The 19,953-nt window shown below is 62.1% G+C and carries 15 protein-coding genes and 1 riboswitch; of the genes, 7 read left to right on the forward strand and 8 right to left on the reverse strand.

What is annotated here, in order from left to right:
• Positions 1 to 13: 13 nt before the first annotated feature.
• Together ACQZ6J_RS17025 and ACQZ6J_RS17030 are read left to right on the forward strand one after the other, a co-directional pair.
• Positions 14 to 3,049: an aminotransferase class III-fold pyridoxal phosphate-dependent enzyme gene (locus ACQZ6J_RS17025; RefSeq protein WP_449084930.1), complete on the forward strand. Its 3,036-nt coding sequence runs from the start codon at positions 14 to 16 to the stop codon at positions 3,047 to 3,049.
• A gap of 104 nt (positions 3,050 to 3,153) precedes the next feature.
• Positions 3,154 to 5,208 (forward strand): beta-galactosidase, encoded by a 2,055-nt coding sequence (locus ACQZ6J_RS17030; protein ID WP_449084931.1) that lies wholly within the window; start codon positions 3,154 to 3,156, stop codon positions 5,206 to 5,208.
• A gap of 6 nt (positions 5,209 to 5,214) precedes the next feature.
• Here the strand turns inward: ACQZ6J_RS17030 and ACQZ6J_RS17035 are convergent, their stop codons facing one another.
• Positions 5,215 to 5,355: a hypothetical protein gene (locus ACQZ6J_RS17035; RefSeq protein WP_449084932.1), complete on the reverse strand. Its 141-nt coding sequence runs from the start codon at positions 5,353 to 5,355 to the stop codon at positions 5,215 to 5,217.
• Positions 5,344 to 5,547, forward strand: a riboswitch (cobalamin riboswitch). It overlaps the preceding gene by 12 nt.
• A 226-nt stretch (positions 5,548 to 5,773) precedes the next feature.
• Between ACQZ6J_RS17035 and fdhA the strand changes: the two genes are divergently transcribed.
• The gene (gene fdhA, locus ACQZ6J_RS17040; RefSeq protein ID WP_163985571.1) at positions 5,774 to 6,964 is read left to right on the forward strand and encodes a formaldehyde dehydrogenase, glutathione-independent; all 1,191 of its coding nucleotides are present in this window, start codon (positions 5,774 to 5,776) and stop codon (positions 6,962 to 6,964) included.
• Positions 6,965 to 7,468: 504 nt separating this feature from the next.
• Positions 7,469 to 8,053 (forward strand): hypothetical protein, encoded by a 585-nt coding sequence (locus tag ACQZ6J_RS17045; protein ID WP_449084933.1) that lies wholly within the window; start codon positions 7,469 to 7,471, stop codon positions 8,051 to 8,053.
• Between the two features lie 504 nt (positions 8,054 to 8,557).
• Here the strand turns inward: ACQZ6J_RS17045 and ACQZ6J_RS17050 are convergent.
• Complete coding sequence (locus ACQZ6J_RS17050; protein ID WP_449084934.1) at positions 8,558 to 9,160, reverse strand: inorganic diphosphatase; 603 nt, start codon at positions 9,158 to 9,160, stop codon at positions 8,558 to 8,560.
• A gap of 107 nt (positions 9,161 to 9,267) precedes the next feature.
• Positions 9,268 to 10,206, reverse strand: coding sequence for a GlxA family transcriptional regulator (locus ACQZ6J_RS17055; protein ID WP_449084935.1), 939 nt, complete (start codon positions 10,204 to 10,206; stop codon positions 9,268 to 9,270).
• Positions 10,207 to 10,405: 199 nt separating this feature from the next.
• Here ACQZ6J_RS17055 and ACQZ6J_RS17060 point away from each other — a divergent pair, with 199 nt between their 5' ends.
• The gene (locus ACQZ6J_RS17060; protein ID WP_449084936.1) at positions 10,406 to 11,200 is read left to right on the forward strand and encodes an SDR family NAD(P)-dependent oxidoreductase; all 795 of its coding nucleotides are present in this window, start codon (positions 10,406 to 10,408) and stop codon (positions 11,198 to 11,200) included.
• A gap of 241 nt (positions 11,201 to 11,441) precedes the next feature.
• Positions 11,442 to 12,506, forward strand: a complete 1,065-nt coding sequence (locus ACQZ6J_RS17065) for a glycosyltransferase (RefSeq protein WP_449084937.1) — start codon at positions 11,442 to 11,444, stop codon at positions 12,504 to 12,506.
• Positions 12,507 to 12,586: 80 nt separating this feature from the next.
• On the opposite strand, the gene ACQZ6J_RS17070 is transcribed toward ACQZ6J_RS17065, so the two are convergent.
• Complete coding sequence (locus ACQZ6J_RS17070; RefSeq protein WP_163985565.1) at positions 12,587 to 13,819, reverse strand: YbfB/YjiJ family MFS transporter; 1,233 nt, start codon at positions 13,817 to 13,819, stop codon at positions 12,587 to 12,589.
• Between the two features lie 104 nt (positions 13,820 to 13,923).
• On the opposite strand from ACQZ6J_RS17070, the gene ACQZ6J_RS17075 reads away from it, so the two are divergent.
• Positions 13,924 to 14,811, forward strand: a complete 888-nt coding sequence (locus ACQZ6J_RS17075) for a LysR substrate-binding domain-containing protein (protein WP_449084938.1) — start codon at positions 13,924 to 13,926, stop codon at positions 14,809 to 14,811.
• Here ACQZ6J_RS17075 and ACQZ6J_RS17080 read toward each other — a convergent pair.
• From ACQZ6J_RS17080 to ACQZ6J_RS17095, 4 genes are all read right to left on the reverse strand, one after another.
• The gene (locus ACQZ6J_RS17080; RefSeq protein WP_449084939.1) at positions 14,795 to 16,525 is read right to left on the reverse strand and encodes a M14 family metallopeptidase; all 1,731 of its coding nucleotides are present in this window, start codon (positions 16,523 to 16,525) and stop codon (positions 14,795 to 14,797) included. The two genes, ACQZ6J_RS17075 and ACQZ6J_RS17080, sit on opposite strands and share 17 nt — an antisense overlap.
• A 6-nt stretch (positions 16,526 to 16,531) precedes the next feature.
• Positions 16,532 to 17,380 (reverse strand): ABC transporter permease, encoded by an 849-nt coding sequence (locus ACQZ6J_RS17085; RefSeq protein WP_163985562.1) that lies wholly within the window; start codon positions 17,378 to 17,380, stop codon positions 16,532 to 16,534.
• A gap of 5 nt (positions 17,381 to 17,385) precedes the next feature.
• A complete protein-coding gene (locus ACQZ6J_RS17090) occupies positions 17,386 to 18,309 on the reverse strand; it encodes an ABC transporter permease (protein ID WP_449084940.1) in 924 nt (307 codons plus the stop codon).
• A gap of 64 nt (positions 18,310 to 18,373) precedes the next feature.
• Positions 18,374 to 19,900 carry an ABC transporter substrate-binding protein gene (locus ACQZ6J_RS17095; RefSeq protein WP_449084968.1) on the reverse strand — a complete coding sequence of 509 codons (1,527 nt, stop codon included), beginning with the start codon at positions 19,898 to 19,900 and terminating at the stop codon, positions 18,374 to 18,376.
• Positions 19,901 to 19,953: the final 53 nt, after the last annotated feature.

Genomic DNA, 19,953 nt, shown 5'->3' on the forward strand with positions numbered 1-19,953 from the left:
AAAGGGCGGGGCAATGACCGACGCGAACAGGCAGCATGGCGGTGAGATCGAAGCAATCGACGCGCTTCTCCGCAACAGCTACGGCATCTCGGGCAGGATTATCGCGCTGCCCGGCGAGCACGACCTGAACTATTGCATCGAGGCGGAGGACGGAACCCGCTTCCTGCTCAAGCTGCACGCTCCGGGCGATGCGGACGACCTTGCCATGCAGGTCGCCGTGCTCGATCATCTCGCTCAAGCCGCGCCGGAGCTTCCGATTTCGCGTGCGCTTCCGGACAAAAGCGGTTCCACGGCAATCGCCGCCGAGCTGCGTGGCCAGCGTACGGCGCGCTTGTTGACCTGGCTGACCGGCAGTGTCTGGTCGAAATCGCCGGCACGCGGCAGGCAGAGTATCGTCACGCTTGGCCGGCTGCTGGGCGAGATGGACCGAAGCCTCGAAAGCTTCAGCCATCCGGGCGCAACGCGCTCCTATGCCTGGGATATCGGCCACGCCGACATGCATCTGGAAAACCTGGTCTTCATTGCCGATGCGGACAAGCAGGCGGTCGTAAGAGCGGTTCTCGACCGCTTCCTCCATGAGGTGCTGCCGCGGCTGCGGCAATGCCCGCGTCAGGTCATTCACAACGACGCCAACGACTACAACGTTCTACTGGATGACGCCGGCGCGGTCAGCGGTCTGCTCGATTTCGGCGACATGGTCGAGACCTGGCGCGTCATCGAGATCGCCGTCGCCGGCGCCTATGCGCTGATCGGCGCGGATGATCCGGTGGATGCGATCGCGCGCCTTGCCGGCGCCTATCACGCGGTCAATCCCATCAGCGACATCGAGGCGGAGCTCATCTTCGATCTGACCTGCACGCGCTACGCGGTCAGCATGTGCATGGCGGCAAAGCAGATCCGCGACAATCCGGAAAACACCTATCTGCTGGTCAGCCAGGAGGATGTCTGGCGCGAACTGCAGCGCCTGCAGCGGGAGAACCGCTCGCTGGCGGTTGCCCGCATCCGCGATGCCTGCGGCTTCGAGCCGATCCCGCACAGCGCCCGCATCGAGCGCTGGCTGGAAAGAAACGCTCATGACTTTGCCGGAGTTCTCAAGCCGTCGCTGACCAAGCCGAAGGTGCTTGCGCTCGATCTGACGGCGACCGGACCGGATGCCGGAGCATGGGCGACGCTCGATGCCGCCGGGGCCGAACGGCTGATCGAAGAGCGCGTCGGCCAGGCCGGAGCCGATTTCGCCATCGGCCTCTACGCGGAGGATCGCATCGTCTACAAGGGCGATGCCTACGAGACCCCAACCGCCGGCCAGCGCCGGACGGTTCATCTCGGCATCGATCTTTTTGCCCCGGCGCGTGAGCCTGTTCATGCGCCCTTTGCCGGTGCGGTCGCCTTCATTCACGACGATGCGGTCGATTTCGGTTTCGGTCCCACGGTGCTGCTCGAACATCGCACGGAAGAGGGAGATATCTTCTGGACGCTCTACGGCCATCTTTCGCGCCAGAGCGTTGCCAGGCTGGCCGTGGGGCAGGCTGTCGCCCGGGGCGAGGCTTTCTGCACCCTTGGCGAGGCGTCTGAAAACGGCAACTGGTCGCCACATCTGCACTTCCAGATCGTCACGGACCATCTCGGCCTCGGTGCGCGGATGCACGGTGTCGGCGTGGGTGAGCAATGGCAGGTCTGGCGGGCCATCAGTCCCGACCCGAGCGTGGTGTTCGGCTTTTCCACGCCCGCTTCGGTCATCGTTGCGCGGGACAAGGATTTTCTGGTGCGCGAGCGTCACCGGCGGATCGGCCGTTCGCTCAGTATCGCCTATTCCGCAACGCCGCTGAAGATCGTCGGCGGCGAAGGGGCCCATCTCATCGACGAGGCAGGCACCCGCTGGCTCGATATGGTCAACAACGTCTGCCATGTCGGCCATTGCCATCCCCGGGTGGTGAAGGCAGCGCAGGCGCAGATCGCCAAGCTCAACACCAACTCGCGTTATCTGCACGACTCGCTCGTCGAATATTCCCGTCGCCTGGCGAACCTTTTGCCCGATCCGCTCAACGTCTGCTTCTTCGTCAATTCTGGCAGCGAGGCGAACGATCTCGCGATCCGGCTGGCGCGTGCCTATACCGGCAACCGCGACATCATCACGGTCGACCACGCCTATCACGGACACCTGTCGAGCCTGATCGACGTCAGCCCCTACAAGTTCGCCGGCAAGGGCGGGGAAGGGCGGCCGCGGCATGTGCGCGTTGCTGAAATGCCCGATCTCTATCGTGGCAGATTCCGCTATGGCGATGCGGATGCCGGCCGCAAATATGCCGATGACGTGCGCGACCAGGTCGCGGCCCTGGCGGTGGAAGGCCGGCGTCCGGCGCTCTTCTTCAGCGAGGGCATCCTCGGCACCGGCGGCCAACTGACGCTCCCGGCCAACTATCTGAGGGAAGCCTACGCCCATGTCCGGGCGGCGGGCGGCCTTTGCCTGGCCGACGAGGTGCAGGTCGGATTCGGCCGCGTCGGCAGCCATATGTGGGCTCATGAATTGCAGGACGTGGTGCCCGACATCGTCACGATGGGCAAGCCGATCGGCAACGGCCACCCGATGGCCGCCGTTGTTACGACGGAGGCCATCGCGGCCGCCTTTGCCAATGGCATGGAGTATTTCAACACCTTCGGCGGCAACCCGGTTTCCGCCGAGATCGGCCTTGCCGTTCTCGACGTCATCCGCGACGAGCGGCTGATGCATCATTGCCGCGTCGTCGGCGACCGGCTGATGGATGGCGTGCGCGCCCTTGCTTCGCGCCATGAGATCATCGGCGACGTGCGCGGCCATGGCCTCTTCAACGGCGTCGAGCTTGTGCGTGATCGTGAGACGCTGGAGCCCGCCGCCGCGGAACTGGATTTCGTGATCGCCGAGATGAAGCGCAAGCATCACATCCTGCTCAGCAGCGAGGGGCCGCATCATAACGTGTTGAAGGTAAAGCCGCCGGCGCCCTTCAGCGCGGAGGATTGCGACCGGTTTCTCGACGGGCTCGATGAGACCTTGTCTCGTTTGCCTCCTCGCTAGCCCCTGATCCAGAACAGAGATCACGTCGCGACGATTTCGGCGGCGATATAAACGTTTAAATTTCGACTGCGACAAAGGGTGATGCCCGACGTTCGGCGACTTGAATGAAGAAGGACAAGACAGTGCACAAGCCGCTCGCCAGACAGAACAATTTCGATGCCAGCCGGCCGGATGCCGGCATGCTGGAACTTGGCGTCTGCTATTATCCGGAGCAATGGCCGCGGACGAAATGGGAGGAAGATGCCGCGCGCATGGTGGAGCTGGGGCTCGCCTGGGTGCGCATCGGCGAATTTGCCTGGTCGCATATCGAGCCGAAATCCGGCGTCTTCCAATGGGACTGGTTCGACGACGCGGTCGAGGTGCTCGGCAAGGCGGGATTGAAGGTCATCATCGGCACGCCGACGGCCGCTCCTCCCAAGTGGCTGGTGGATCGTTACCCGGACATCCTGCCCGTCGACGCGCGCGGCGCCGTTCGCAAGTTCGGCGCGCGCCGGCACTATTGTTTCTCCAGCCAGCGCTATCGTCTGGAAGCCGCGCGTATCACTGAAGCAGTGGCGCAGCGCTATGGCAAGCATCCCTTCGTGCATGCCTGGCAGACCGATAACGAGTACGGCGACCACGACACGATTCACAGCTATTCGCGAGTGGCGCTCCACGCCTTCCGCGAGTGGCTGGCCGCGCGCTACGGCACGATCGAGGAGCTGAACCGCGCCTGGGGCACCACATTCTGGAGCATGCACTACAACAGCTTCGACGAGGTGGATCTGCCCAACAATCTGGTCGAGGAGCCGAGCCCGACGCATCTGGTCGACTATTTCCGCTTCTCGTCCGATCAGGTGAAGAGCTTCAACAAGGCGCAGGTCGACATCATCCGCCGCCACTCACCGGGCCGGCCGGTCACGCATAACTTCATGTCGCAGAACACCGACTTCGATCATTACAAGGTCGGCGAAGATATCGATATCGCATCGTGGGACGTCTATCCCATGGGCGGGCTCATCAATGGCCGGCTGAGCACCGAGGAAAAGCAGCGCTATCTGCGCGTCGGCGATCCCGATCAAACGGCCTTCAATCATGACCTCTATCGGGCGGTCGGCCGCGGCCGGGCCTGGGTCATGGAGCAGCAGCCGGGACCGGTGAACTGGGCCTCGCACAACCAGTCTCCGGCCGATGGCATGGTGCGCTTGTGGACATGGCTCGCCTATGCCCACGGTATCGACATGGTTTCCTATTTCCGCTGGCGGCAGGCGCCGTTCGCGCAGGAGCAATTCCATGCAGGCCTCCTTCTGCCGAACAGCGAAGAGGATCAGGGCTACAAGGAAGTGGCGCAGGTCATTGCCGAGATGAAGCTGCTGCCGAAGGGCGAGGCGCGCGACAAAGCCGCCGTTGCGTTGCTGCTCGATTATGAATCCCGCTTTGCCACCCGCGCCTTGCCGCAGGGTCGCGATTATGCCGCCTCCGCCATTGCGCTCGACTGGTATTCCGCCGTGTCGCGCCTCGGCGTGGACGTCGATTTCATCGGCCAGCATTCCGATCTCGAAGGATACAGGCTGGTGCTGGCACCCGATCTCGTCATTCCCGATCCGGATTTCATTGCGCGCCTCAAGGCTTCCGGCGCCAAGGCGCTGTTCGGGCCTCGCAGCGGCAGCAAGACCCGCGACATGCATATTCCCGCCGATCTGCCGCCGGGCGTGCTTGGCGACCTCCTGGATTTCCGCGTCACGCGCGTCGAGTCTCTGCCGCCGTTCCAGTCCGAGACCGTTCTCTACGGCAATTCCAGCCACGAGACCTCCACATGGCGGGAAACGATCCGGACTACGGAGACGGTGCTGGCGACGTTCCAGGGAGACTATCGGCCGGATTCACCGGCCGTCATCGGCAATGACATCGCGCGCTACTGCGCCACGCTGCCGCGCGACGAGTTCCTGTTGAAGCTCATGGGCGACACGTTTGCCTGGGCCGGCGTGAGCAGCCTGCCGGATCTCGGCGATCTGCGCCTTGCGCGGCGCGGGAGGCTGCACTTCGCCTTCAACTATGGAAGCACGGTGGCGGCTGTCCCCGCAGCGCAGGATGCCGAATTTCTGATCGGCAACCGCGTGCTTGCGCCTGTCGGCGTGGCGGTCTGGCTCGATGGAGCCAAGGGTGCTGCGGCCGAGTGATGCGTCTCAAACGGCAGGCTCCGCCTGCCGTTCGCGGTGCGACAGCTTGCCTGTGGCAATACCGACAAAATGCCTGATGTCGTCGTGCAGGGCGCCGATGTCGTTTTCCTGTGCGCGCCATGGCGCCTGCCGTGATCTTCTGGTCATATTCAAGGTGCCATCGGCAAAGCGTGCCGGTGGATAATTGGGAAACCGGTCGCAGGCCGGTGCTGCCCCCGCAACGGTAGCGGACCGAATACTATCGACGGATGCCACTGGCACAACTGCCGGGAAGGTTGTCGACAGCGTCCGAACGGACAGGTCCGAAGCCCGGAAACCAGCCTTGACGGCAGGCTTGATTGATCACGGCGGGTGATCGAGAGGCGAATGCGGGCGTCTTGAGATCGCCCGGTTCCAATCTCGCAGCTTTCGTAGCAGTCATGCATGCGCCGGCCCGGTCACCGCTGAAGTCGCGGCTGCCGGAACCGATTTCGCTGCTGTTCAGCCCGTTGAGGAGCGGGCCGATCCGAAGATGCCCGGGATTCCGGGCGAGGATGTTCAAGCGTTCAATCAAGGAGGAGATGGCATGACTGGGAACAGAGGCGTCGTCTACATGCGACCCGGCAAGGTCGAGGTTCGCGATATCGACGATCCGAAGCTGGAGGCGCCGGATGGCCGCCGCATCGAGCACGGCGTAATCCTGAAAGTGATTTCCACGAATATCTGCGGCTCCGACCAGCATATGGTGCGCGGCCGCACGACCGCCATGCCGGGCCTCGTGCTCGGCCATGAGATCACCGGAGAGGTCATCGAAAAGGGCATCGATGTCGAGATGCTCGACATCGGCGATATCGTCTCGGTTCCGTTCAACGTCGCCTGCGGCCGCTGCCGTTGCTGCAAGTCGCAGGACACTGGCGTCTGCCTGACGGTGAATCCGTCGCGGGCCGGCGGCGCCTACGGCTATGTCGACATGGGCGGCTGGATCGGCGGCCAGGCGCGCTACGTCACCGTGCCCTACGCGGATTTCAACCTGCTGAAGTTTCCTGACCGCGACAAGGCCATGGCCAAGATCCGCGATCTCACCATGCTGTCGGATATTCTGCCGACCGGCTTTCACGGTGCAGTCCGCGCGGGCGTCGGCGTGGGCTCCACCGTCTATGTCGCGGGCGCAGGCCCGGTCGGTCTCGCGGCAGCCGCCTCCGCCCGCATCCTGGGCGCGGCTGTCGTTATGATCGGCGACTTCAACAAGGATCGTCTCGCGCACGCCGCCAAGGTCGGCTTCGAGCCTATCGATCTCTCCAAGAGCGATCGTCTCGGCGACATGATTGCCCAGGTCGTCGGCTCCAACGAGGTGGACAGCGCCATCGATGCCGTCGGCTTCGAGGCACGCGGTCATTCCGGCGGCGAGCAGCCGGCAATCGTGCTCAATCAGATGATGGAGATCACCCGCGCAGCAGGGTCGATCGGGATACCCGGATTGTATGTGACGGAAGATCCGGGTGCAGCAGATGCCGCGGCCAAGCAGGGCAGCTTGTCGCTGCGTTTCGGTCTTGGCTGGGCGAAGGCGCAATCCTTCCACACCGGACAGACGCCGGTTCTGAAGTACAACCGGCAACTCATGCAGGCGATCCTACATGACAGGCTGCCGATTGCCGATATCGTCAACGCCAGGATCATCTCGCTCGAAGATGCGGCGCAAGGCTATGAAAGCTTCGACCAGGGCGCTGCCACGAAGTTTGTCCTTGATCCGCATGGTGAGCTGTTGAAGGCAGCTTGAGGCACGGAAGCTCATACGACCACGCAAGGGCTCTCAGATGAAGATGACCGTGAGCGGGATCATGCATTCCCGCTCACGGTACTGTTTCCCTAAATGCTCGTGAGTTTGCCGGGCAACAAAAGGGCAATAAACCTCCAAGCCAAGTCAAATCGCGTTGGAAACGGCGGCCCGTTGCCGCCACCGAAGATGTCGGGCAGATATGGACGGAGGTCCTGGTTAGCGATGCTCACGGGTCTCATCTGAAGCAGAAGGCTCTCACCACTCAGAAGGTGACGAGACATCTTTTCATGAGCTGCTGAACCGTAAAATCATGCGCCTTCGGGATCAGGAAAAGCGTCAAACGGCGCTGCCGCCAAGGCTAATCGTCATCGATAATAGCAGTCGGTGTTGCCATTATACATCTATCCTTTACATTTATAGGGGCATCCCTATGGAGGAGCTCCGTCATCGCTTCCTAAGCAACGACGGCTTGGCAAGGAACGCTAACCCGAAGAGAACAGAAAAATGGCAAACTTTCTTGATAAATGGTCTTCTAAGAAGGCTGATAAGCCAAAGGCTGGCGCACGGAATGTCGTCGATACGTTTCGTGCACGAGTAGCGGAACAGAAGGCATATCTGGAGGAGTACGAGCGCGATTCAGCTGGTTTCAAGAAGTGGCGCTCCACCTGGTTCCAGCGCGTCCCCGGCGGCTTCGGCGTGACGGTTGGCCGTGACTCCGTCAATGCCGGCCATGGATTGAGCTATGTCGTCGTCGAAGCAGTCAAGGACGTGGCAGAGTTTCTCGACGATCTCACCTATCACGCGGAGAACGACGTCGGCTTCCAGCAGGCGCTCGAGCAGAACCGCCAGCGTCGCGTCGCACTTTTGAATGCGGCAAAGACCGGGGGAGATGCACCTGCCTCGAAGACCAAGGCGAAGGCCAAGCCTGCCGCAGCAAAGCCGGCTGCTGCCAAATCCGTTGCCAGCAAGGCGGCACCCAAGGCTGCTCGGGCCAAGGCTGCTCCTGCAGCTGCTCCGGCGCCGGCTGTTGCAGAAACGGCAAAGCCGAAGCGCACTCGCAAGCCGAAAACTGCAGGCGCTGCCGAGTAAAGACAATAAAGCCCGCTTCGTGCGGGCTTTATTGTGCCGCTGTCGAGCGGCTTGAGCATCTCCCGTTCGGGATACAGCCGAGCGCAAGGCTGTGCCGATACAGCCACTCCTGATGCCTGATCTCACCGCATCATCGGGAGATGAACGAGGCGACGCAAGCAGATCTGTAATGAAGGCAGATCTGCCTTCGGTGTTGTCCAGGTCATAGGGCCTGGCAACACGCCGCAAGGCGAGGGAAAGAAACGCGGCACTGGCGACGTCGATGGATCGGCAGGATCTCTCAGCTGATATCAAGCTGCAATACCGAAGCAGCCCGCAGAGGACGGCACGGCTGCATCGGGCAAATGGATAGGGTGGCGCCTCCCGCAGGCCGAGTGATCGAGGGGGCGCGATCACGCCCGGCCTTGGGAAGATTGCTTCTCACGGCAGGAAGCAAGTCACGTTCGTCACGCGCCCCGCCGCCAATCCGAAAGGAGCGGCGAAGGCCGCTCCTTTCGGCCGATTTCACTTTTTCTCGCTATACGCCTTGATGGCGGCGGCAACTTCGTTCCGCGCCTTTTCGGCGCTCTCGAAGCCGCCAACTTCGACAACCTTGCGGGCGTCTGGAAGCTGCTTGTAGACACGGAAAAATGCCTGCAGGCGGTCCTGCTCGACCTTGGGAAGATCGGAGATTTCCTTGATGTCGTCGTAGGTCGGGTCGATCTTGGTCGTCGGTACGGCAACGATCTTGTCGTCCACCTCGCCGCCGTCGATCATCTTCATGACGCCGATTGCCCGAACGCGGACAATGGCGCCGGGAACGATCGGCTCGCGCGTGTAGACGATGGCATCGAGCGGATCGCCGTCACCACCGAGCGAGCTGGTGATGGAGCCGTAGTTCGCCGGATAGGCGACCGGCATGGACTGGAAGCGATCGACAACGATGTGACCGGTCTTGGCGTCGATTTCGTACTTGGTGAAGCTGCCGGCCGGAATCTCGATAGCGGTGTAGAATTCCTGGCTTTCGTCCTTCGGCTGAGGATAGTCGATATAGGACACGTAGTCGGCGGCCGAAGCCGCGTTGCCGGACAGGATCGTCAATGCAATGACGGAGATAAGCTTTTTCATATACGCCCCCGCGTTAAGGTTGAACGCTATCGCCATAATCAGGGGTTGTCACGGGCTTGTGACATAAATCTATGAATGCACAGGGAAGTGCCCGTGACCGTTGGCGTCTATCCGAACGCGCGCACATTGCGGCGGATCGTCTGCGGCGGTTGGCCGAGCACGCGCAAGAAGGCGCGGCGCATGCGTTCGCGGTCGGCAAAGCCCACTTCGACGGCGATTTCGTCCATCGAATGGCGGCCGTCCTCGATCATCAACCGCGCCGCCTCCACCCGCATGTTCTCGATCGCCTTGGCAGGCGACTGGCCGGTTTCGCTGCGAAAGACGCGGTTGAACTGACGAGGACTGAGGCTTGCGGCTTCAGCCATTTCCTCGACCGATACGATCTTGCGCAGGTTCCGCCCGGCGAAATCGAGCGCTCGCTGAACCCGGTCGGATTTCGGCTCCAGTTCCAGCAGGGTCGAAAACTGAGACTGTCCACCGGCGCGGCGATGATAGACGACGAGTTTTCTGGCCACGGTTCGCGCCAGTTCCTCGCCATGGTCCTTCTCGATCATCGCGAGCGCAAGATCTATGGTCGCGGTCATGCCCGCCGATGTCCAGATCGATCCGTCGATGATGAAGATCTTGTCTTCGTCCACCTTCAGCGCGGGAAACCGATCGCGCAGCTCTCGGGCGAAAAGCCAATGCGTCGTCGCGCGGCGGCCATCGAGCAGGCCCGTTTCGGCCAAGGTGAAGGCCCCGGTACAGGGTGCGACGACGCGCCGGCAGGATTTCGATACTTCGCGAATATAGTCGAGAACCGCCGGCGACATCGACGAGATCTGCGTGGCGGCGCCAATGACGAGAGAGTCGAAGGAGCCGCTGCCGAAAGCCTCCGTTTCGACGCTGAATCCTGCCGACGAACGCACAAGCCCGCCGGTCTCCGAAAGCAGCGTTACGCGGTATAGCTCCCTTTCCCTCGCCAGATTTGCGACTTCGAAGGCCGTCACCGCGGTGAAGCCCATGACCTGGAAACCGGGAAAGACGAGAAATCCGATGGAATGCATGGTGACGCTCGTGGCTGTAAAAGGTGCCTGTAGCATTTCTCGGACGAGATCCCGTGTCAAACGGCGATAGCCGACCGGACCTCGCGGCGTGGGTTGTGTCCTAAAACGTGGTGAATATGACATTTGGGTCATCCGGTTTCAAGCGTATGGTCGTCTTCGACACGGACGAGAGCTGCTCCGCGAGATAAGGATCAAGGCAATGACGAATTCAGCAGGTACAGCATTGGTAACAGGCGCCTCTTCAGGTATCGGCGCCATCTACGCAGATCGGCTTGCCAGGCGAGGTTTCGACCTCATTCTGGTTGCGCGCAATGGCGAGCGTCTTTCGGCCATTGCAGATCGCCTGAGCGCCGAGACGGGGCGGAAGGTCGAAACCATTGCCGCCGATCTGGGCTCTCCGAGCGATCTGCGTCGCATCGAGCAAGTGTTGAAGACCGACGAGACGATTACGACACTCGTCAACAATGCCGGGTTTGGCGGAACGGCGCCCCTGCTTGACGCCGACGTGGACAAGATGCAGCAGATGGTCGAGCTGAATGTCACGGCGCTCATGAGGCTCACCTATGCTGCCGTGCCGGGCTTCGTGAAGCGCGGCGGCGGCTCCATCATCAACATCGCCTCGATCGTCGCAATCGCGCCGGAACTCCTGAATGGCGTCTATGGTGGCACGAAGGCTTTCGTGCTCGCCTTCAGCCAGTCTCTCAAGCATGAGCTCGCCGACAGGAATATTCGCGTGCAGGCTGTTCTGCCCGGGGCGACGGCGACGGAATTCTGGGCGATTGCCGGCATGCCCGTCGAGCATTTGCCGTCTCAGATCGTCATGCCAGCGGAAGAAATGGTCGATGCTTCCCTGGTGGGCTTTGACCAGGGGGAACTGGTGACAATCCCCGCGCTCGAGGACGCGCAATTGCAGACAGCCTACGAGGACGCGCGGCAGGCTCTTATGCCCAATCTGTCCCGCTCGGCGGCTGCTCGCCGTTACCTGGTGAAATAGAGAGACGGTCGAATGATGGGGCGGCCGGCGTTCACATCATGAACGCCGGCCATTCAAAAGCCACAAAACTGACGAGGCTCGGGAGGGCCAAGAGGATCGGCACGATCCATGCAGCCGCTGCTTGAATATTTATGAGGCGTATCCCGCGCATTACGGCGCATTCTTGCCGGCAGCGAGTTCAATCACAGGACCTGACGAGAAGGTTCGCCGCGACCAAAGCAGATCTGCGAGGTTCAATGCGATGTATTCCACTCAAGACCGCACTCCCGTCTCCATCGTTATCGCAAACTACAATTACGCGCGCTTCCTGAGGCGCAGTATCGACAGCGCGCTGGAACAGAACTACGACGCCGCCGAAGTCATCGTCGTCGACGATGCATCGACGGATGCAACAGCCGACGTCGTCGCCTCCTATGGCCCGAGAATAAAGACGTGCCTGCGAGAGGTGAATGGCGGACATGCCGCCACATTCAACACCGGCTTTGCATCCAGCCACGGCAAGATCGTGCTGTTTCTCGACGCGGATGATTACCTTTATCCGAACGCTGTATCGGAGGTTGTCGACGCCTGGGAAGAGAGGACGGCTCAGGTTCAGTTCAGGCTGCACATCGTCGATGAGGACATGCACGTAAAGGACGTCTTTCCGCCAGCGGAGCTGCCGTTCGACTCTGGCGACGTCACTCCGCAATTGCTGAGAAAGGGTCGCTATCAGACGACGGTGACAAGCGGTCTTGCCTTCAAGCGCTCGGTGCTGGACAGGGTCATGCCGGTACCGGAGCGGGAGTTTCGGCAGGGCGCCGATGGATATCTTGCCACCGTAGCGCCTCTGCATGGCGAGGTGACGTCCATCGACGACTGCCTCGGCGCTTACCGCATTCATGGCGCCAACCATTCCGTCTTTGCGGAAAAGCTCGGCCAGCGCGCGCGCTGGCGTATCGAGCACGACTTTCGCCGGCTGGAAGCCTTGTCGGATCAGGCGACGGAGATCGGCCTGGATGTGTCCGATGGTGCCGGTCTGCGCGACCCCGTGCATTTGGAGGAGCGCCTCGCATCGCTTTGCATCGATAGGGAGCGACACCCGGTCTCCAGCGACTCGCGGCTTTCCCTTGCGGCCGCCGGAGTGGCGGCCAGCCTGAAGATGAATGCCTCCCGACGGCGCCGGGCGCTGCTGGCCGCCTGGTTTCTTTCCGTCGGCCTCCTGCCTCGGCGAATGGCGAAGGCCGTTCTATCCTGGAAGCTCGTAGCCTCTTCGCGGCCCCAGTTCCTGCTACGCCTCTCGAAAACCATCCGGCAGGCGATGGGCTGAGCTAGTTTCGGAATTCTATGGGATGCTTCGCGCATGTCGGCTCAATTTCAACGGCCACCACGATCTTTCCCTGTCACGCCTCATGGCGCCCGGGCATTTTCCCGTGGGGCGCGGACGAAGGCCGCGACGGCGAGATCGATCGCCAAAGCGAGGACCATGGCGCCGGTGCCGATGAAGAAGAGCATGTAGTAGTTTCCACCGGTTCGGGCGAAGACGAAGGACAAGCCATAGGCGGCGGCCGCCTGGAACAGGGCAAAGAATACGGTCGCCAGGCTCCATGCGGTTTTCTGTTGCGCCGGATGGTGCGGCAGCAGTTCCGCGATTCTTCCGAGCATCAGGGGAACCGTGCCGGTCACGAATGCGCCGACGATCAGGCTCGAGACGATGAGCCAGCCTTGCCCGAGGCCGAAGGCGGGAATGGCGACGGCGACGGCCTCGAGGAGAAATGCAAAGCGCAGCGCCGCGGCAAAGCCGGTGCGGTCCGCGAGATGTCCGGCAAGGATGGGGCCGACGGTCGCGCCGAGGCCAAACAGGACCCAATATTCCGCGCCGACCTGCAGGCCGCTTCCCAAACCACGCGCGACGAAATCCACGAGGAAGATCATGTGAGGCACCCAGCCGGCGGCGTTCAGCGCATACTCGATATAGAGCGCCCGTAACGTCCATCGCTTCGGCAGATGCGCAGCATGTTGCGCCGGTGCCGAGTCGATTGCATCGTCGTGTGGCCATCCCGCCCAGGCGACGACCGTCAGCAGCAGCGACAAGGCACCGAGGCCAAGCCACGTTTGACGTAGCCCTTGCTGCAGCAACAACGGAACCAGCGTGCCCGACAGCGCAACGCCGGCGCCGATGCCCATGAAAATCACGCCGCTGGCAAGGCCCCGGCGGGAAGGCGGAACCAGCGGCAGGACGGCCGGCGCTGCCAATACCATCAGGGCGCCGCCGGCGAGGCCGGCCGCGAAACGCCACGCGAAGAACCATGGAAAGCTGATCGGGAAAGCGCAGGCGAAGAACGCCGCGGTTGCGGCCAGCATCATGATCCGGAGGGTCAGGACGGTGGAGATGCGCGCAGCGACCGGTCGCCCGAGCAAGGCGCCGGCCAGGTAGCCGGAAAGGTTGGCCGCGCCGAGATAGGCGGCGGCGGAGGCTTCGAACCAATGCGCGTCGACGATGGCAGGCAGAAGCGGCGTATAGGCGAAGCGGGCAAGTCCGATGCCGATGAGGCAGGCGCAGAACGCCGAGAGGACAGCGCGCCATGCCATCCGGGTGCCGTGGTGGTTCCGGTCGATTTCATGGGTCGTCGCGTCGGTCATGGAAATTCTCTCAACTGTCGGTGCTTGAGAGAATACGCCGCGAGATATATCATAAAAACTGAATTATTATGAGAGCAGTTATCTCAAAAGGAGATATGCAGGCAATGGACGCATCCGATCTCAGGGTTTTCGAGGCAGTCTCGCGGCATGGCAGCATGAACCGGGCGGCGCAGGAGCTGCACACGGTTCAATCGAATGTGACGGCGCGTATCCGGGCACTCGAAGAGGAATTGGGCGTCAGCCTGTTTCAGCGGCATGCCAGGGGCGTATCGACGACGCCGGCCGGACAGCGGATCCTGCCGTTCGTCGGCCGCATTGCGAAACTTCTCGCCGATGCGCGCACCGCAGCACTGGACGAAGGGTCTCCGGCCGGGACGCTCGCGATCGGCAGCCTGGAGACAACCACGGCGCTACGATTGTCGCCGCTGCTGGGCCGATTTGCCAAGACCTACCCCCAGGTGCGCCTCGTCGTCACGACAGGCACGACCCGCAGGCTGATCGACGATGTCGTCGCATGCCGGGTCGAGGGTGCGTTCGTGGCAGGCCCGGTCAGCCATCCCGATCTTGACCATGAGGTGGTCTTTCGGGAGGAACTTGTTCTCGTTACGTCGCCCGCCATTGGCGCAATGGAAGACCTGGCCGGTATCGCCGATCTGAAGACCATCGTCTTCCAGATCGGATGTTCCTATCGGCAGCGGCTGGAGTCGCTTCTTGCCGACATGGGCGTCGTCACGTCGAAGCCGCTGGAATTCGGTTCCCTCGATACGATCATCAGCTGCGTGTCGGCCGGCGTCGGCGTCACCCTTTTGCCGAAAGGTGTCGTTGCCGCTGCTCATAGAGAGGGCAGGGTGGCAATCCACCAGCTCCCATCCGGGCGTTCCCTGGTCGAAACGCTCTTCGTGCGCCGTTCGGACGCCTATACCTCCAGCGCCATGACCGCGCTTCTCGACATGGCGCGGCCCGGGCCGGTTCCGCTTAACTCGACGCCATGATCTCCTGCCAGGCGCGATAGGCCGAAAGCACGGTTTCCATCTGTGCCGTATGACCGGCGACAAACGCCTCGCCGTAGATGGTCTCGTCCGGATATTCGGTAATCAATGTCATCGGCACCGTATGGCGGTCGTCGATATCGGCGAGGCAGGGAAAGCCGTTGATGATGCGGAAGCCGGTTTCGCCGGCATGGACTTCGTAGAGCGCGATCTGGCGGTCGTTGTAGTCCAGAAGCCCCGGAATGGTGCCGAGGTGTTTCGTGACCTTGTCCAGAAGCTGTTCCGCCTGTGCCGCCCAGCCGGCGTGATAGCGGGCAATCAGGAAGAAGCCTTTCGGCAGCGTCCACATGGCGAAATTGCGGGGAACGTAGCCGGAGAGCGGGCGCGTCCATTCATGGGCCGGGTAGCCATGCAGATTGACATGCAGCTGCGCGCCGCTCCGCCTCTCGGCCTCGAACCGGATTTTCTTCTCGCAGAGATAGGGGCCGGCATTGTCCTCGGTGCGATATTCGAGGTCGTCGCCGAGCGCGGTATAGCGCGCGGCATGATACATGTGCCGCGGGCTGTCCTTGCGCAGGCGCTGGTGCAGCGCATAGCCGTCGGGATTTTCCAGCGGCGAGATGGTGAAATGGGCGCCAGCGATCTTGGCGAGCCGTTGCGCGGCTCGGAGCGCACCCGCACCGCCGGTCGTCTCATTGGCGTGCTGCCCGCCACTGACCATCACGGCCGCGTCGCCGCCTTTGATATACCGGGCCATGACCGTGCGTCCGGAGCGCGTGACAGCTTCAAATGCGTCGCCGCCGATCTTGCTAAGCTCGGCCTCGATCTGCTGCACGGCCAGAGGTTCGGCTGCCGTCTCCAGCTGCTGCTCGGGCCCATCCCAGTAATGCGAGGACAGCGGTTGCGTTTCGACTTTGGCGAAGATTTCGCCTTCGGATTGCACGATCTGCGGAACGATCTGTCCCGGTTTCAATCCGCGATCGCCAAGCGGCCGGCCGGATTTCTTCTGGAAGAATTCGAGCAGTGAAAAGTAGAAGTCCTCGTGCAGCGCTTCCCGCAGGCTCATGACCTCGTCGCCGAGCGGCAACGTCTCATCCGATGCCGGCAGGGCGACGCGGATATTGAGTTCTTCGAAATAGGGCTCCATTGCCCCCCAGTCATGGCGGGTAATCGCGGTGATGGTGGCCTCAAAAAGCTCTTCGTAGTCCGTGAGGAGCCGTTCGCCCGTGGCATTGCCATCGCGCACGAGCCAGCCGGTCGGAGAGACGCTCGTCTCTCCGGCTGCATCGATGTGGATGCGATTGGGTACCAGCACCCTCAATCGGCGCTCGCCGCCGGCGCTGGTTTTCAACAGGACGTCATAATGAAAGTCGCTGTCGGCTCTTGCAACGAAGGCGATCTCGCGCTTCCCCACCATCGCCGCAAGCGGATAGGCTTCAAGCCGGAAGCGGTTCTCCGGCGCATTGGGATGCACCGGATAGCGGATCTCGATCGCATCCACATCCTGCAGGTCGATTTCCTCGATAAAGGCGTTGACCAGCGGCTTGTAGGCGCTGCGAATGCGCGCTTGAGCGCCCATTTTCTTCAGCCTGCGCTCCGCCTCCTGACGGCTTTGTCGGTCGTCGAAGGTCCACGCCTCGAACTTCTGGCCGGGCTTGGCATCGGCGACGAGACGCGACAGCGTGCGCTCAAAACTTCTCTCGAAAATCACGGTCATGATGTCTTACCTTGTCGTTCTGCCCGTCGGGTCGAGGCTGTCGCGCAGCCAGTCACCCAGGAGATTGAGGCCGAGCACGGTCAAAAGGATCGCGACGCCGGGGAAAAGGCTGACCCACCAGGCGGTTTGCAGATAGGTGCGTCCGTCGGCGAGCATGCCGCCCCAGCTCGGAATGGTAGGATCGACGCCCAGTCCGAGGAAGGTGAGGCTGCTTTCCAGCAGGATGTTGTTGGCGATGTTCAATGTCATCAGCACGATCACCGGGCCGATGAGGTTCGGCAGCAGATGCTGGAAGATGATGCGCCAGTCCTTGACGCCGATCGCGCGCGCCGAGAGGATGAACTCCCGCTCGCGCAGGCTGAGCACGGAGCCGCGCACCAGGCGGGCATATTGAACCCACTGCGACACGATCAACAGAATGATCGTGTTGGTGAGGCTGCCGCCGACGATGGCGATGAAGGTGATCGCCAGAAGAATGAAGGGCATGGCGAGCTGGATGTCGGCGAAGCGCATGAGCAGCATATCCCATATGCCGCGATAGTAGCCCGCCGCAAGGCCGACCAGCACGCCAAGCACCACGCCGCCGATGACGGAGGTGAGACCGACGGTCAGCGATATCCTGCCGCCGGCGACGACGCGGGCAAGCACGTCCCGGCCCAGAGGGTCTGTGCCGAAGGGATGGGCGAGGCTAGCGAAGGGCCTCGCAAGCCTCGCCATCAGGTCGATCTTTTCCGCGCCGCCGGGAAAAAGGACGTCGGAGAGCAGCACGGCAAGGCAGATGACGACCGTGATCAGCGCGCCGGCTATGAATTCGAAGCTGTAGAAACGCGAACGGCTTGAAGTCGTGGCGGCCATGGGCGTTACTCCGTGCGGATGCGGGGATCGACAAGGCCGTAGGCGATGTCGACGAGAAGGTTGACGCCGACGATGAACAGCGCCAGCACGGTGATGACGCCCTGCAGTACCGGATAGTCGCGCGCGCCGACGGCGTCGAACGCCAGCGTGCCGAGACCGGGCCAGTTGAAGACGCGCTCGATGACGACGATGCCGCCGAGCAGCACGCCGAACTGGATGCCGAAATAGGTGATGAGCGGAATGGCGCAATTGCGCAGCGCATGTTTGTACAGCACCTTGCTTTCGCTGAGGCCCTTGGCGCGCGCGACCATGATGTATTGCGACTGCAGCGTTTCCAGCATGGCAGTGCGCACCAGACGCACATTCGTCGCCGTCAGGATCACGCCCATCGTCAGGGCCGGCATGACATAGCTCGAAATGCCGACCATGCCGCTCGGCGGCAGCCAGCCGAGGGTGATGGAAAACAGCAGGACCATCATCAACGCCAGCCAGAAATTCGGGAAGGACAGGCCGAGGAGCGAGAGAACGCGAATAATCTGGTCCGCCGTCTTGCCGCGCGCCGTCGCCGCCTTGATGCCGAGCGGAATGGACAACGCGATCGAGACCACCATGGAGATGAAGGCAAGCAGCAGCGTCGCCGGCAGGGCGTTGGCGATCAGCTGGGAAACCGGCGTGCCGCCGGTAAAGCTGCGGCCGAAATCCAGCGTCAGCAGCCCCTTCAGGAAGGTGAGATACTGCACGATGAAGGGTTGGTCCGTGCCAAGCGCGGCGCGAATGCGCGCGAGGTCCTCTTCCGTCATGCTGCCGCCGCCCTGAAACATCATTAGGGCGGGATCGCCGGTGAGGCGGATGGCGAAGGAGACGAGAAGGGTGATGGCGATCACGACGAAAATCGCCTGCAGCAATCGCTTGATAAGAAAACCGGCCACGTTCTTTTCCCGAAAGTTCCTGGATGGACGCCGCCGGCAATGCCGGCGGCGCCGCATGTGACGATTACTCGACGGTGACTTCGTTCAGCTTGATGCGGGTATCCGGCGCGGGCACGAAGCCCTTGACCCGCTTGCTGACGCCGTAGATCGCATTGGAGTTGTAGAGCGGCAGTTCCAGTGCCTTGTCGGCAACGTATTTGCCGATGTCCTTGAGCACTTTCTCGCGCTCGGCGCGATCGGTGAGCGGACGCTGGGATTCCAGCAGCTTGTCCAGCGTCGCGTCCTTTTCGTAAGGATTCCACTTTTCGCCGGAGTGGTACATCGAATAGGCGGTGTTGTCGTAGTCGAAGGTCCAGCCGCCCCATTTCTGCTGGAACAGCGCGCCGGTCTTGCCCTGCGGGATGATATCGTTCAGCAGAACGTTGGTTTCGTAAGGCTTGATGGTGGCGGTGAGGCCGACCATCTGCAGGTAGCTCGCGATTACCTGCGCCACTTCGTTCATGGTCGCGTCATTGCCGCGAATGTCGAGCTGAAGCGCTGCGCCGGGCTTCACGCCGGCTTCGGCAAGCAGCTTCTTGGCGCCTGCCGGATCATAGGGAAGCGGCTTCAGATCGGGATCGTAGCCGAAGGAGAGCGAATTCTGGAAGCTGACGATCTCGCTCCCCTGGCCCGCCAGGATCGACTTGACGATCGTGTCGCGGTCGACGGCCATGATGATGGCCTTGCGCACGCGCGGATCGGCGGTAATGCCGTCACGGGTGTTGAACCGCAGCGCATCGACCGTCGGGCCGGGAACGCTGGCGATTTCAAGCTTGGAGTCGCCCTGGATGACCGGGAGCATGCCGATCGGAATGGTCGGCGGGATGACGAGATCGACGCGGCCGGCCTGAAGCTCGGCAACGGCCGTCGCCGGCTCGCTGATGAAGCGGTATTCGAGCTCGGAAATCTTCGGCGCGCCGCCCCAGTAATCGGGATTGGCTTCGAGCTTGATGTTCACCTTCGGCGAATAGGAAACGAACTTGAAGGCGCCGGTGCCGACCGGATTGAGGTTGAAATAGTCCTCGCCTTTTTCCTTGATGTATTTCGGCGGAACGATCATCGCGCCATAGCCAGCAAGCTTGGTCAGCAGCACCGGATCGGGCGCCTTGAGCTTCATGTCGACCGTGTAGTCGTCGACAATATCGACGCTTTCGATCGCGGTGTAGTTCGAGCGCTGCGGGCCCTTGGCGCCCTGCTCGCCGAGCAGGCGGTCGAAGGTGAATTTCACCGCCTCGGCATTGAAGGGCTCGCCGTCATGGAATTTGACGTCGTGGCGGAGCTTGAAGCGGATACGCTTGCCCTGGTCGAGCTCTTCCCAGGATTCGGCAAGGCCCGGCACCAGCTTGAGATCGGGGCCGCGATAGGTCAGCCCGTCGAAGATATTGGTCGAGACGGCCGCCCATGCGACCAGAAACGTATCGATCGGGTCCCAGCTGCCGGGATCCTGCGGCGACGCAACCGTCATTTTCCCTGCCGCGAAAGCCGGAGCGGCGTTGATGGCGACGCTCGACAGGACGCGCGCCGTCAAGGCGGTCTTCAATCCCCATGTCATTTTTCTCATTGAACCTGTTTCCTCTTCAGATCGGTGCGGTGGTTGACGGTCGT

The sequence above is a fragment of the Rhizobium sp. A37_96 genome (assembly GCF_053521765.1).

What these genes read in the sequence shown, in the direction of transcription:
- ACQZ6J_RS17030 (WP_449084931.1), top strand. Translation starts at nt 3,154, where the DNA reads ATGAAGAAGGACAAGACAGTGCACAAGCCGCTCGCCAGACAGAACAAT.
- ACQZ6J_RS17060 (WP_449084936.1), top strand. Translation starts at nt 10,406, where the DNA reads ATGACGAATTCAGCAGGTACAGCATTGGTAACAGGCGCCTCTTCAGGT.
- ACQZ6J_RS17075 (WP_449084938.1), top strand. Translation starts at nt 13,924, where the DNA reads ATGGACGCATCCGATCTCAGGGTTTTCGAGGCAGTCTCGCGGCATGGC.
- ACQZ6J_RS17070 (WP_163985565.1), bottom strand. Translation starts at nt 13,819, where the DNA reads ATGACCGACGCGACGACCCATGAAATCGACCGGAACCACCACGGCACC.
- ACQZ6J_RS17045 (WP_449084933.1), top strand. Translation starts at nt 7,469, where the DNA reads ATGGCAAACTTTCTTGATAAATGGTCTTCTAAGAAGGCTGATAAGCCA.
- ACQZ6J_RS17080 (WP_449084939.1), bottom strand. Translation starts at nt 16,525, where the DNA reads ATGACCGTGATTTTCGAGAGAAGTTTTGAGCGCACGCTGTCGCGTCTC.
- ACQZ6J_RS17065 (WP_449084937.1), top strand. Translation starts at nt 11,442, where the DNA reads ATGTATTCCACTCAAGACCGCACTCCCGTCTCCATCGTTATCGCAAAC.
- ACQZ6J_RS17055 (WP_449084935.1), bottom strand. Translation starts at nt 10,206, where the DNA reads ATGCATTCCATCGGATTTCTCGTCTTTCCCGGTTTCCAGGTCATGGGC.
- ACQZ6J_RS17050 (WP_449084934.1), bottom strand. Translation starts at nt 9,160, where the DNA reads ATGAAAAAGCTTATCTCCGTCATTGCATTGACGATCCTGTCCGGCAAC.
- ACQZ6J_RS17095 (WP_449084968.1), bottom strand. Translation starts at nt 19,900, where the DNA reads ATGACATGGGGATTGAAGACCGCCTTGACGGCGCGCGTCCTGTCGAGC.
- fdhA (WP_163985571.1), top strand. Translation starts at nt 5,774, where the DNA reads ATGACTGGGAACAGAGGCGTCGTCTACATGCGACCCGGCAAGGTCGAG.
- ACQZ6J_RS17085 (WP_163985562.1), bottom strand. Translation starts at nt 17,380, where the DNA reads ATGGCCGCCACGACTTCAAGCCGTTCGCGTTTCTACAGCTTCGAATTC.
- ACQZ6J_RS17025 (WP_449084930.1), top strand. Translation starts at nt 14, where the DNA reads ATGACCGACGCGAACAGGCAGCATGGCGGTGAGATCGAAGCAATCGAC.
- ACQZ6J_RS17035 (WP_449084932.1), bottom strand. Translation starts at nt 5,355, where the DNA reads ATGACCAGAAGATCACGGCAGGCGCCATGGCGCGCACAGGAAAACGAC.